The sequence below is a fragment of the Bacillus cereus group sp. MG20 genome (assembly GCF_040459885.1).
Taxonomy (GTDB): Bacteria; Bacillota; Bacilli; order Bacillales; family Bacillaceae_G; genus Bacillus_A; species Bacillus_A cereus.
The window spans coordinates 3,926,027-3,939,162 of the sequence record NZ_JARVHF010000001.1; the positions used below are offsets into that span (position 1 = coordinate 3,926,027).

Genomic DNA, 13,136 nt, shown 5'->3' on the forward strand with positions numbered 1-13,136 from the left:
GAAGCCGCAATCGTTATTGCGGCTTTTTTGTCGTTACACATTATAATTTCATTTACCGTATTTTTAAAACAATATAATGAATGCTTCCTTTTTCTTTTTCCAATAATAAGTTTGAAAATACATAGGCAAAATTATTGTATAAAAAAGTCAGTTGGCGTATAATCAAATCAAAGGTCAAAGAAAGTCAAACTTTTGGAGGGCTGTAAAGATGGACTTAAATCAAATGACAACAAAAACACAAGAGGCGATTATGAGTGCCCAATCTTTAGCGGTATCTCATCATCACCAAGAGATGGATACTGTTCATCTATTACTTGCATTATTAGAAGAGCAAGATGGATTAGCAGTACGTATATTTCAAAAAATGAATGTTGATATAGAAGCATTAAAGCAAAGCGCTGAAAGCTTAATTAAAAAGAAACCTTCTGTAACAGGGAGCGGTGCAGAGGTTGGAAAATTGTATGTAACGAGCGCTCTGCAACAACTGCTTGTAAGAGCAGGGGAAGAAGCAGAAAAACTGCAGGATGATTACATTTCAGTCGAACATGTATTGCTTGCTTTTTCCGAAGAAAAAGGCGATATAAATCAATTATTTGCAAGATTGCATATTACGAAAGATAACTTATTACAGTCTTTAATGACAGTTCGGGGGAATCAAAGAGTGACTAGTCAAAATCCAGAAGCAACTTATGAAGCGTTAGAAAAATATGGCCGTGATTTAGTGGCAGAAGTGAGAGCCGGGAAAATTGATCCTGTTATCGGCCGAGATAGTGAAATTCGACGCGTTATCCGCATTCTTTCACGTAAAACGAAAAACAATCCTGTTTTAATTGGTGAGCCAGGTGTTGGTAAAACAGCAATCGTTGAAGGATTAGCACAGCGTATTGTGAAAAAGGATGTACCTGAAGGATTGAAAGATAGAACGATTTTTGCGTTAGATATGAGTGCGCTCGTAGCAGGTGCGAAATTCCGTGGTGAGTTCGAAGAGCGTCTGCAAGCTGTATTAAATGAAATTAAAAAGAGTGAAGGACGCATTTTATTATTCATTGATGAACTTCATACAATCGTTGGAGCTGGTAAAACAGAAGGTGCGATGGATGCAGGAAATATGTTAAAACCGATGCTTGCTCGTGGTGAACTGCATTGTATCGGGGCGACAACAGTAGATGAATATCGTAAATATATTGAAAAAGATCCAGCACTAGAAAGACGTTTCCAACAAGTATTAGCAGAAGAACCAACTGTTGAAGATACGATTTCCATATTACGTGGATTAAAAGAACGCTTTGAAATTTATCACGGTGTAAATATTCATGACCGTGCGATTGTAGCAGCGTCAGTTTTATCAGATCGATATATTTCAGATCGCTTCTTACCGGATAAAGCGATTGACCTTGTTGATGAAGCGTGCGCAACAATTCGTACAGAAATCGATTCTATGCCGACAGAATTAGATGAAGTAACGCGTCGTATTATGCAGCTGGAAATTGAAGAAGCGGCTCTTGGAAAAGAAACGGATCGTGGTAGCCAAGAGCGTCTAAAAACATTGCAACGTGAATTATCGGATTTAAAAGAAGTTGCAAGTGGTATGAGAGCGAAATGGGAGAAAGAAAAAGAAGACATTCACAAAGTTCGTGACTTACGTGAACATTTAGAACGTCTGCGCCGTGAATTAGAAGAAGCAGAAGGTGATTACGATTTAAATAAAGCAGCCGAACTTCGTCACGGGAAAATTCCTGCAATCGAAAAAGAATTAAAAGAAGCGGAAGAAATGGGCGCGCATAATAAAGAAGAAAATCGTTTATTACGTGAGGAAGTAAGTGAAGAAGAAATTGCAGATATTGTTTCACGCTGGACTGGTATTCCTGTTGCTAAACTTGTTGAAGGCGAACGTGAGAAATTACTACGCTTAGAGCAAATCTTATCAGAGCGTGTCATCGGACAAGAGGAAGCAGTAAGCCTAGTATCAGACGCGGTTCTTCGTGCACGCGCTGGTATTAAAGACCCGAATCGTCCAATTGGTTCCTTCATTTTCTTAGGCCCTACGGGTGTTGGTAAAACAGAACTTGCAAAAACGTTAGCGCAGTCTTTATTCGATAGTGAAGAGCAAATGATTCGTATTGACATGTCTGAGTATATGGAGAAACACGCTGTGTCACGCTTAATTGGTGCGCCTCCTGGATATGTAGGATATGAAGAGGGCGGTCAATTAACAGAAGCGGTAAGACGTAAACCATATTCAGTTATTTTGTTAGACGAAATCGAAAAAGCACATCCAGAAGTATTCAACATTTTATTACAAATGTTAGATGATGGACGCATTACAGATTCACAAGGAAGAACAGTAGACTTTAAAAACACAGTTATTATTATGACTTCAAATATTGGATCTGCTCATTTACTAGAGGGATTAGAAGAAGATGGTTCGATTAAAGAGGAATCAAGAGACCTTGTAATGGGGCAATTAAGAGGACATTTCCGCCCTGAATTTTTAAACCGTGTTGATGAAATTATTTTATTCAAACCTCTTACAACGAATGAAATTAAAGGCATTGTTGATAAAATTGTAAAAGAACTACAAGGCCGTCTAGCTGACCGTCACATTACAGTAGAATTAACAGATGCAGCAAAAGAATTTGTTGTAGAAGCTGGTTTCGACCCAATGTACGGAGCTCGTCCATTAAAACGATACGTACAACGTCAAGTGGAAACGAAATTAGCAAGAGAATTAATTGCAGGAACAATTACAGACAATAGTCACGTAGTTGTTGATGTAGAAAATAACGAATTAGTCGTTCATGTGAAATGAAAATAAAAAAGAGTTCGGATAAAATCCGGACTCTTTTTTTAGTGTTGTTCTACTGGCTCGTTTGGAATTGCAGCTGAAATTGCGAGTACTAATACAGCAAGAACAACTGAGAAAATAGACGCTTGGTTAAAGTCGTATGTACCGCCAGTCATAGAGCCAATTACGTAGCTCATCATATGTACAAGTAAGAACGACCAAATTAATGCCCAAATGAAACGCATATTTTACACCTCTATTCGTTCAATCTGTCCTTATTGTAACACAATTGAAAAAAGAATATAGAAAAATATTTGTAGATTTTTCAACGCAAATTTGCATTCCGTTCATACATTATAAAAGAGTGGTTTTATATGTTTAGAAAATAAGGCGGGGGAAAAATGAGTATTACGGAACGTTTTTTTTACTTAGAAAAAGAACCATGTGTCATTTATTTACCGGAGAAGCCAAATGGATTTTCTGTTATGCTCCTCGGTGATTATAACTACTTTATTGAGAATGGTACAAGTTTATGGACACAACATGCGGGTAAATCTTATTTCTTACATGGTCTTATTGAGCAAGGCTACACGGTCTTTTCCTCTAATTTATACGGAAGACATTGGGGGAACGATCAATCTGTTCGTCTGGCAAAGCGTTTATATGATGTTGTTTTGAGAAAAGAGACGTTAAATGCGAAGATGCACATTATGGCAGATGGTATGGGAGCGCTTGTGGCACTTGAAATGATGAACAAATATCCTGAATGTATTCGTTCTGTTGTTATGTTAAATCCGTGTTTAGATTTACCAGAATATGTGGGTTTTGAGAAAGAGCATAAGTTTTTTTACAAGAGACTCGTGAAGGAATTAAGTTTGGCGTATGATTCCAAAGAAGAAGAATTAGATTTAAAAATAAATAAGAAATCATTTACGCTTCTTCCATCTTGTGTACCTGTTAAAATTTTCGTATCAACACAAGAAAAAAGAGGAAGAAAACAGCAGTTGCGGAGATATGAGAAAATGAGGCAATTAAATCAATGTGATACTTCTGTCTTATTCCATCTGCAAGATGTGAAATATAAAATGGTTAGGCAAACGACCGATTTCTTTAAAAAATATGAAGAAGAATTGTGAAGCTCCCATATACATAAATGAGGAGCTATTTGTTTCAAAGGGAAAGGGTTGGTGGTATGGAACGCGTGCTGATAATAGGTGCACTTACGTTTGTAGGTTATCACCTTGTGAATAAAATGATCGTAGAAGAAGTAGAAGTGTATGGTCTTGATTTTGATGAATTCGATAGTATGACCAAAATTAATGAAGAGAAGTTATTGTTAATTGGGCGAAATGCGTTATTTACGTATTATTCGATAAGAGATGAAGATGGATGGAGATCGGTAGAGGAAGAGAGATTCGATACTGTCTACTTTTGCTTATATGAGCCAAATCAGCAATGTGGATTTCGGAATGAAAGAGTCATATTACAATATTTAAAGCGAATTATAAGAATGTGTGAAGAACAAAAAGTGAAGTTAAATTTAATTTCTTCTATTGAAGTAAGTAGTACAGGTGAATCCGAAAATAAGCGCCTATTTTTGAAAGTAGAAGAAGGATTGAAAAAAGGGAATTTAAAATATAGTGTATTTCGAGTTCCTACATTATATGGACCGTGGCAACCATCCTTTATGATGTATCATCAGCTCATTTTATCAGAATTAGACGAGAAAGAGTGCCGTTGTACGAGTGAGGAAAAAGGAAGTGATTTGCTTTACATTGAAGATGTATGTGAATACTTATGGGAAAATGGAACGAACGGGGCGCATCTTGGTATATACAATTTACTTAGTGGTAAACAGTCATTATGGGAAAAAGGTATGAATCTTTTACGCGCGGATGATAAAGTAAATAAAAATAATAATGAAATAAGAGATGAGGCTATTGAAGTCATTTCGATAAAAAGAAATACTCCGTTAGAATACGGTTTAAATAAGCAACTGGCACACATGAAAAAATATAAAGAGTTATACGAAGAGTAGCACGCGTGTTACACTATTGTATGTGAAAGTTTTAATGGAGAGGAAGAGTATAATATGAACGAAAAAAGCATGCAGTTTTTACAAATCGCAATGAAGCATTTACCGGAAGCGAAGGCAATTTTAGATGATAACGGAATTGCACTTGATATGGAGAAGGCACAGCCGGTGTTAGAGTTGTTAATGAAAGTTATGAACGAAGCTTATGAGCTTGGGAAAGCAGATAAAGAATAAAATCCTTCTTTTTTGATGGAGGGGAGGCTCGAATCGTGAGTAGAAGCGGTTCGGGCCTTTTTATTTGGAATGAAACACGAAAAGGTATGATTCTGTTTCTTTTAATGAAAAATAAAGTGGATAATGCGTTAGCTTTCTGTTTTATGCGAAATATATTCTAGACAAAAATACATTTATGTTTTAAAATTAGTACCAAGTCATAATAATTGATATAAAACGGAGGGCTGCGATGTGAACGTGGGCATTTTAGGGATCGGAAGATATGTGCCAGAAAAAGTAGTCACAAATCACGATTTAGAAAAAATAATGGATACATCCGATGAATGGATTCGTACGAGAACGGGAATTGCAGAAAGACGCATTGCCGATGATACAATAGATACTTCATATATGGCCGTAGAGGCTGCAAAAAAAGCACTTGAAGATGCAGGGGTTAGCGGAGAAGATATCGATCTTATTTTAGTGGCGACAGTAACACCAGATCGTGCGTTTCCAGCAGTAGCTTGTGTCATTCAAGAAGCGATTGGAGCGAAACATGCAGCTGCAATGGATGTAGGTGCAGCATGTGCTGGTTTTATGTACGGAATGATTACAGCGCAACAATTTATTCAAACGGGGACTTATAAAAACGTATTAGTAGTTGGTAGTGATAAGCTATCTAAAATTGTAGACTGGAATGATCGAAATACAGCGGTATTATTTGGAGACGGAGCCGGTGCTATCGTAATGGGAGCAGTTTCAGAAGGAAGAGGCGTTCTATCTTTCGAATTAGGAGCAGACGGAAGCGGCGGCAAGCATCTATATCAAGACGAGTATGTTATGATGAATGGCAGAGAAGTCTTTAAATTTGCCGTTCGTCAACTTGGTGAATCTTGTCTTCGTGTTTTAGATAAAGCTGGTCTTACGAAAGAAGATGTGGATTTCTTAGTACCGCATCAAGCAAATATTCGTATTATGGAATCTGCAAGAGAGAGGTTAAATTTACCACAAGAAAAAATGAGTATGACAATTGAGAAGTTCGGTAATACATCAGCTTCTTCAATTCCGATTGCAATGGTAGAGGAATTGCAAAACGGACGTATTCAAGACGGTGATTTAATTATACTTGTTGGTTTTGGCGGCGGATTAACATGGGGAGCAGTTGCTCTTCGTTGGGGTAAATAAGGACTGAGAGAAAAAAAGGAGTGTATTTTGTATGGAAAAAAAGAGGGTCGTAATTACAGGACTAGGAGCTGTTACACCGGTCGGAACAGATGTTGAAACAGCATGGGAAAACATTAAAAAGGGTGTATCTGGAATCGGGCGACTTACAAGAATTGATCCAGAACTATTTCCAGCAAAAGTAGCAGCGGAAATTAACGACTTTGAAGTCGAGAAATATATTGATAAAAAAGAATCGCGCCGTATGGATCGCTTTACACAATATGCAGTAGCAGCAGCGAAAATGGCAGTTGCAGATGCAAAGCTTGAAATTACAGAAGAAAACGGACCTCGAATTGGTGTATGGATTGGATCTGGTATTGGCGGTATGGAAACATACGAAGAACAATTTAAGATTTTTACTGAGAAAGGCCCACGCCGCGTGAGCCCATTCTTCGTGCCGATGATGATTCCAGATATGGCAGCAGGTCAAGTATCAATCGCAACAGGAGCAAAAGGAATTAACACTTGTTCTGTAACGGCTTGTGCATCTGGTGCAAACTCAATTGGTGATGCATTTAAAGCAATTCAGCGTGGTGATGCTGATGCAATGATTACAGGCGGAGCAGAAGCACCGCTAACAAGTATGGCATTCGCAGGATTTAGCTCAGCGAAAGCATTAACATTTAATGAAGACCCAGCAACGGCTTGCCGTCCATTTGATAAAAACCGTAGCGGTTTCGTAATGGGTGAAGGCTCAGGTATTCTAATCCTTGAAGAATTAGAGCACGCATTAGCGCGCGGTGCTCACATTTACGCGGAAATTGCTGGTTATGGTGCAACTGGAGATGCGTTCCATATTACAATGCCTGCTCCTGGTGGTGAAGGCGGAGTGCGTGCAATGCGTCAAGCTTTAGCTGATGCAGGCCTACAGCCAGAAGATATTGATTACATTAATGCGCATGGTACAAGTACGGATGCGAATGAAAAATATGAAACGATGGCAATTAAAGAAACTTTCGGTGAGCACGCGTATAAAGTAGCAATTAGCTCAACGAAATCAATGACAGGTCACTTATTAGGAGCAGCTGGTGCTGTTGAAGCGATTTTCTCTATTAAATCAATTACAGACGGAGTAATTCCTCCAACAATTAACTATGAGACACCAGATCCAGAATGTGACTTAGATTACGTACCGAATCAAGCGAGACACCAAGAAGTAAATGCAGTATTAAGTAACTCATTAGGATTCGGTGGTCATAACGCAGTGTTAGTATTTAAATCGTATAAATAATAGATAAAATAAGGAGTTTTTTCGCATTATATTGCGAAAAAACTCCTTATTTATTTTTACGTCTTTTTCTCCTGTAGCATATACATAAGAAAAAGGAGAGATAAAGATGGGGATTGTTGAAACAGCTGAATGGTTACATTTATATTATGGACGGCCAGAAAAACTTTGTGAGAAATTTACGAAGTATATTCCGTTGCCAAAAGAAAGGTTGTATCGCTTTTTAATTTCAAAAGGGATGTATCGCCCGATCATGCGCGGGGAAAAGGAAATTAAAGAATTAGAGGAAAAGGAAATTTGGAAAGAATTGAGCCTGGAGTACGATAAACTGAAAAATTGGTTAAAAGGTCCAGATGTCCCTGTCTTTATTTTATTATCAGATTCCTATAATCGAACTGTACAAGAAGAGTATAACGGTAGGGCTGGATTATCTATGCGTCATGTTATTTTCTTATTCGTATGTGGGCGGAATTCGGTAGAAGAATTAAAAGTGTTATTGGCGCATGAATATCATCACATATGCAGGTTACATCAAATTGAGACGAAAGAAACAGAATATACATTACTTGATACGATGATTATGGAAGGGCTAGCGGAACAAGCAGTAACAGAAAGGTATACAGAGAAAAACAATGCACCGTGGACGGCGTATCTTTCAAAAGAAGAGGCTATTTATTATTGGAAAAATGTTGTACATGAAAGAATAAGTATAAAACGAGGAACAAGGGAACATGACATCTTATTAAATGGCTTTCACTCTTATCCGAAGATGCTTGGCTATGCGCTTGGATTTCATATTGTCAAAGATTGTGTAACTTTGGAAGGAGAAGATACACTTTCTTTATTATCTATAGATGCAAAAGAAATATTGAATAAAGCAAATACATTTCATATATAAAAAAACAGGAATTCTATTTCCTGTTTTTTTAGTATTAATAGAAGAAAAAATAATAATTAGAATATATTTCCTCAAGTGGAATAAAGTTAAGCAAAAATGAACATAATGATTGGTACAAACAGTAGTGAAGTGAGGGGTAGTGAATGTTATATCTACATGATGTATGGGTAAATTGGTTTGAAGGTGAAGAAAATGGGTATAACGTTTGTCATTTTTACGAATGGCGGAAAGATGATACGATTGAGCTATTAGATCAAGTGCCATTATTAAAAGTAGATGCCACATTATATCATTACATCGAGAACGAATTGTTAGAGCTTCCGCAAAAAATGCTGGAAGACGTACATCATAAGGCTTATATTCGTAAAAATCATGAACGTTTGCAGCAAGAGTATTGCTTTGTTGTTACAGATGGAAAAGGAATTATTGCGATTGACACAATTGGTTACAATGTACCAATTCGCAAAAGCAGACTTATACCACGCCAAGAGCAGATGGTATATGAGATGGTAGAAAACGTACAAGCAGAAAAGTATGAGTTCCAAGTAGAAGAAACAGAAAAAGAACACCACATTTTATCACCATCGCCTTTCATTATGAATGGCTTGACTCGTAAAGAAAGACAGCTGAAACAATTATTATTTATGGCGTTAGATCAATTACATACAACGAAAAATACAGCGGAGATTCGCTATTGGTACACAGAGTGGGATCCATCAGCATATGGAACGGTTCAACATATGGAGTTCGAGGATATTTGGGCTAGACTGTATGATGAAGCGAAAGCTGGTTGGTCTGAGAAACACGAACAATTATGCGAGCGTCTCGTAAAAGGACAGCCATTTTTTGAAAAGTTATGGGAAATGGAAAACGAGCAAAAGGTAAATTAAAAAACCGCCAATTGGCGGTTTTTTTAATTTTGTAGTAATCTAGCTCCGGCAGCAAGCCCTCTGCTTTATATGAAATCCAGCTCCGGCTCCTAGCCCTTCGCTTTATATGTTACCTACGTTTTCTACTTAACCCCATTGCATTTTCTACTTTGCGTAGTTGTTTGAATGCAACGCGGTTTGCTTTTTCTGCACCTTTGTCTAGAATTTCGTCTAGTTCTGGTGAGTTGATTAGTTCGTTATATTTGTCTTGGATTGGACGAATTGCTTCTACGACTACTTGCGCTAGGTCGCCTTTGAAGTCGCCGTATCCTTTTCCTTCGTACATTGCTTCAATTTCTTCAACTGTTTTTCCAGAGAATGAAGAGTAGATTGTTAATAAGTTAGAGATACCAGGTTTGTTTTCTTTATCAAATTTCACAATACCTTCAGAGTCAGTAACAGCACTCTTAATTTTCTTTTCAATTGTTTTTGGCTCATCAAGCATACTGATCATTGATTTTGGATTCGGATCAGATTTGCTCATTTTTTTCGTAGGTTCTGTTAATGACATAACGCGAGCTCCTACTTTTGGAATACGAATTTCAGGCATTGTGAAGATTTCACGGTAACGTTTGTTGAAACGCTCTGCTAGGTCACGTGTTAATTCGATATGTTGCTTTTGATCATCACCAACCGGCACGATTTCAGTATTGTAAAGTAAAATATCAGCAGCCATTAATGGTGGATACGTAAGTAATCCAGCTGGCACTGAATCTCTACCAGAAGCTTTATCTTTATATTGCGTCATACGCTCTAATTCTCCAACGTAAGCAACAGATTGCATGATCCAACCTAGTTGAGCGTGTGCTGGTACTTCTGATTGTACAAATAAAGTAGCTTTTTCAGGGTCAATGCCACATGCCACATAAAGTGCAGCAAGACTGCGGATGTTTTTACGAAGTTGTACGGGATCTTGAGGTACTGTAATCGCATGTTGGTTTACAATACAGAAATAACAGTCGTGTTCATTTTGAAGCTCTGTAAACTGCTTCATTGCTCCTAAATAGTTTCCAAGTGTAATCGTTCCACTTGGCTGAATACCAGAAAAGATAACTGACATAAGTAATTCCTCCTAAAATTGAATGCGTGATGGGGGAAGAGAAGGCAAACAAAAAAGCCCATTCATCCCAAAAACTATAGGGACGAATGGACCGCGGTACCACCCTAATTATTTCACTACTGTGAAATCTCTCTAATCCATAATAACGTTTGGATATAACGCCAAAGCCTACTACTTTCGGTTCGGTTTGGTGCTCAAAAGCCCATTCCATACTGTACAATTACTTGTTCACACCGACCACAAGCTCTCTGAAATTGCCTCAATATGTACTCTTCTTTATCATCGCATACATATAAATTTATTTATTGTTACTTGAGCTCTTTTAATATGAAAGAACTAAAGTTTTATAACAAAATGTTTTGCTGATTATTATATCATATGGGATAGTGTTTGCAAACTACATCAAAATAGTAAAGCTAATAAGGGTCGAGAACAACCCAAGAACGATACCTGTAATACAAATTGGATATGTCCATTTGAATGAATATGTTTTATAAATACGTTCTTTCTTATCTGTAGGTTCCTCGACTTCTTCAATTAAAGAGTCAATCTTTTTATTCGTACCAAATACTCTTTGGAATGCGTAAATGGTTACATTGAAAAAACCATTTTGAAATATGTATAAAAAACCGCCGATAAGAATAAAAAACAGTGCAATATAAAACGAGATGTTGACAAAATTCAACAAAAATTGCGATGAAATGAGGAATGCGCCAATACTAGAAGCGATTATCGCTATGAAAATTAGTATACAAGTATGAAAAAAAACTTTATTCAAAATGTTCCCCTCCGTCAAAATATTACTAGAATTATTATACTATAAAAGCTATAATATGTACTAGAATTAATTTTTTGAAAATTATACGCAATTAAAGGTCTGATTTCAAGATGATGGTAGCAATGTTAACGTATCCCTTTACGAAAAAATAAAAATATAAACATTTTATTAAAAATTTTAACAAAAAAACAAAAAACTATATTCACAATTGTTATATTATATGTATAATGAAAATTGTAGAAACTTGGAGATTATTCTTTCAATTCTACTTTTTAACAAGTGAGGGTACAGGAAGTGCAAGTAGGGGAGGCAACACAACATGAAGAAAAAGATACCGTTATTAGTTGCATCGACGTTGACAGTCAGTATGCTAGGGGCTTGTAGTTACCAAAAAGAGGACAATAAAGCAGGCGCAAAAGAAAAATCCTCAAACAAACAAGTGTTAAATTTAACCGAAATAGCTGAAATTCCAACTATGGATACGACGTTATCAACAGATGCAACATCTTCTAACATCATGAATAATACAATGGAGGGATTATATCGTCTGGGGAAAGATGATAAACTTGTTCCAGGTGTCGCAAAATCTTATGAGAAATCAGAGGATGGCAAAAAGTATGTATTTAAATTACGTGAAGATGCGAAATGGTCTAATGGTGAACCTGTAACAGCGAAAGACTTCGTTTATTCTTGGAGAAGAGCTGTAGATTCAAATACGGGTGCCAAGTTTGCTTACATACTATTTGATGTTAAAAATGCGGAGAAAGTTAACAAAAAAGAATTACCAATTGAAGAACTTGGTGTAAAGGCAATTGATGATCATACACTTGAAGTGGAATTAGATAACCCTGTTCCTTATTTTGTAAGTTTAACAGTCTATCCAACATTGTATCCTTTGAATGAGAAGTTTGTAACAGAACAAGGAGCAAAATTTGGATTAGAATCCAATACGACACTTTATAATGGTCCATTCGTATTAAATGAATGGAAGCATGAACAAAGCTTCCAACTTAAGAAAAATCCAACGTATTGGGAAAATAAAGAAGTAAAACTTGAAGAAATAAACTTCAATATTGTTAAGGATCGTTCAACTGCTATAAATTTATATGAAACGAAAGCAATTGATCGTGTAGTGTTAACATCAGAGTTTGTAGATAAATACAAATCAGATGCTGATTTCAAAACGATTAAGAGGCCATCTACACAATTTATTCGCTTAAATGAAAAGAATAAATTTTTAGCAAATAAAAATATCCGAAAAGCAATTGCAATGTCCTTTGAACGTGAAAATATCGGAAAAGTTATCTTAAACGATGGTTCAGAGGGGATATATGGTTTTGTTCCGAAAGGCTTAGCAAAAGGTCCGAATGGAAAAGACTTCCGTGAAGAGAACGGAAAGCTTATAAAAGAGGATATTAAAGAAGCTCAAAAATATTGGGAAGCTGGTAAAAAAGAACTTGGTGTAGAGAAAGTAGAGTTAGAGCTATTAAACTTTGATACTGATGATGCTAAAAAAATCGGAGAGTATTTAAAAGGCCAATTTGAAAAGAACTTACCAGGTCTAACAGTTCCGACAAAAATGCAGCCATTTGCACAAAAATTAAAACTTGAAGCAAGTGGAGATTATGCGATGTCGTATGCAGGATGGAGTCCAGATTATATGGATCCAATGTCATTCCTTGAAATGTATACAACAGGTAATGCGCAAAACAAAGTAAATTACGCAAATTCAGCGTATGATGATTTAATTAAAAAAGCAAAAACAGAAGTTGATGTACAAGCTCGCTGGGATGCACTATTAAAAGCGGAAAAACAACTGCTTGAAGATGCTGCGATTGCTCCAGTATATCAACCTGGAAAAGCATATTTACAACGTGGCTCAATTACTGGCCTATTAGAACATAAATATGGCGGAGAATTTAGCTATAAGTGGGTTGAACTCAAAAATTAAAAATGGTTTCCATCATGAATAAGGGTATATGCCTA

12 protein-coding genes and 1 other annotated feature are annotated in these 13,136 nt (G+C 36.6%); of the genes, 9 read left to right on the plus strand and 3 right to left on the minus strand.

All coding sequences use genetic code 11. The features are described from left to right. Window positions 1-208: 208 nt before the first annotated feature. Window positions 209-2,809 (plus strand): ATP-dependent chaperone ClpB, encoded by a 2,601-nt coding sequence (clpB, locus tag QCI81_RS20135; RefSeq protein ID WP_353810877.1) that lies wholly within the window; start codon window positions 209-211, stop codon window positions 2,807-2,809. 38 nt (window positions 2,810-2,847) lie between these two features. Here clpB and QCI81_RS20140 read toward each other — a convergent pair whose 3' ends face one another. Beyond that, entirely contained in the window at window positions 2,848-3,030 is a 183-nt protein-coding gene (locus tag QCI81_RS20140) for a YjzD family protein (protein ID WP_001211116.1), read from the minus strand. Window positions 3,031-3,186: 156 nt separating this feature from the next. Here QCI81_RS20140 and QCI81_RS20145 point away from each other — a divergent pair, with 156 nt between their 5' ends. The 7 genes from QCI81_RS20145 (at window position 3,187) to QCI81_RS20175 (ending at window position 9,273) form a co-directional block, all read left to right on the plus strand. Beyond that, window positions 3,187-3,921, plus strand: a complete 735-nt coding sequence (locus QCI81_RS20145) for a lipase family protein (RefSeq protein ID WP_000028690.1) — start codon at window positions 3,187-3,189, stop codon at window positions 3,919-3,921. A gap of 29 nt (window positions 3,922-3,950) precedes the next feature. Then, entirely contained in the window at window positions 3,951-4,823 is an 873-nt protein-coding gene (locus QCI81_RS20150; RefSeq protein WP_071731606.1) for an NAD-dependent epimerase/dehydratase family protein, read from the plus strand. 54 nt (window positions 4,824-4,877) lie between these two features. Next, window positions 4,878-5,054 (plus strand): ComZ family protein, encoded by a 177-nt coding sequence (locus QCI81_RS20155; RefSeq protein WP_001986215.1) that lies wholly within the window; start codon window positions 4,878-4,880, stop codon window positions 5,052-5,054. 231 nt (window positions 5,055-5,285) lie between these two features. Continuing rightward, on the plus strand, window positions 5,286-6,218 hold the full coding sequence (gene fabH, locus QCI81_RS20160) for a beta-ketoacyl-ACP synthase III (RefSeq protein WP_001100533.1): 933 nt from the start codon (window positions 5,286-5,288) through the stop codon (window positions 6,216-6,218). 31 nt (window positions 6,219-6,249) lie between these two features. Then, a complete protein-coding gene (gene fabF, locus QCI81_RS20165) occupies window positions 6,250-7,488 on the plus strand; it encodes a beta-ketoacyl-ACP synthase II (RefSeq protein ID WP_353810878.1) in 1,239 nt (412 codons plus the stop codon). 106 nt (window positions 7,489-7,594) lie between these two features. Further along, on the plus strand, window positions 7,595-8,383 hold the full coding sequence (locus tag QCI81_RS20170) for a DUF2268 domain-containing putative Zn-dependent protease (RefSeq protein WP_071731607.1): 789 nt from the start codon (window positions 7,595-7,597) through the stop codon (window positions 8,381-8,383). A gap of 143 nt (window positions 8,384-8,526) precedes the next feature. Then, the gene (locus tag QCI81_RS20175) at window positions 8,527-9,273 is read left to right on the plus strand and encodes a YjbA family protein (protein WP_000966129.1); all 747 of its coding nucleotides are present in this window, start codon (window positions 8,527-8,529) and stop codon (window positions 9,271-9,273) included. Between the two features lie 109 nt (window positions 9,274-9,382). Here QCI81_RS20175 and trpS read toward each other — a convergent pair whose 3' ends face one another. Beyond that, window positions 9,383-10,372 (minus strand): tryptophan--tRNA ligase, encoded by a 990-nt coding sequence (gene trpS / locus QCI81_RS20180; RefSeq protein ID WP_063546790.1) that lies wholly within the window; start codon window positions 10,370-10,372, stop codon window positions 9,383-9,385. Between the two features lie 75 nt (window positions 10,373-10,447). Then, window positions 10,448-10,664 (minus strand) — a binding site (T-box leader). A gap of 105 nt (window positions 10,665-10,769) precedes the next feature. After that, window positions 10,770-11,150, minus strand: a complete 381-nt coding sequence (locus QCI81_RS20185) for a DUF3899 domain-containing protein (protein WP_071731608.1) — start codon at window positions 11,148-11,150, stop codon at window positions 10,770-10,772. Between the two features lie 319 nt (window positions 11,151-11,469). Between QCI81_RS20185 and QCI81_RS20190 the strand changes: the two genes are divergently transcribed. Next, window positions 11,470-13,101 (plus strand): peptide ABC transporter substrate-binding protein, encoded by a 1,632-nt coding sequence (locus QCI81_RS20190; protein WP_071731609.1) that lies wholly within the window; start codon window positions 11,470-11,472, stop codon window positions 13,099-13,101. The last annotated feature ends 35 nt before the right edge of the window (window positions 13,102-13,136 follow it).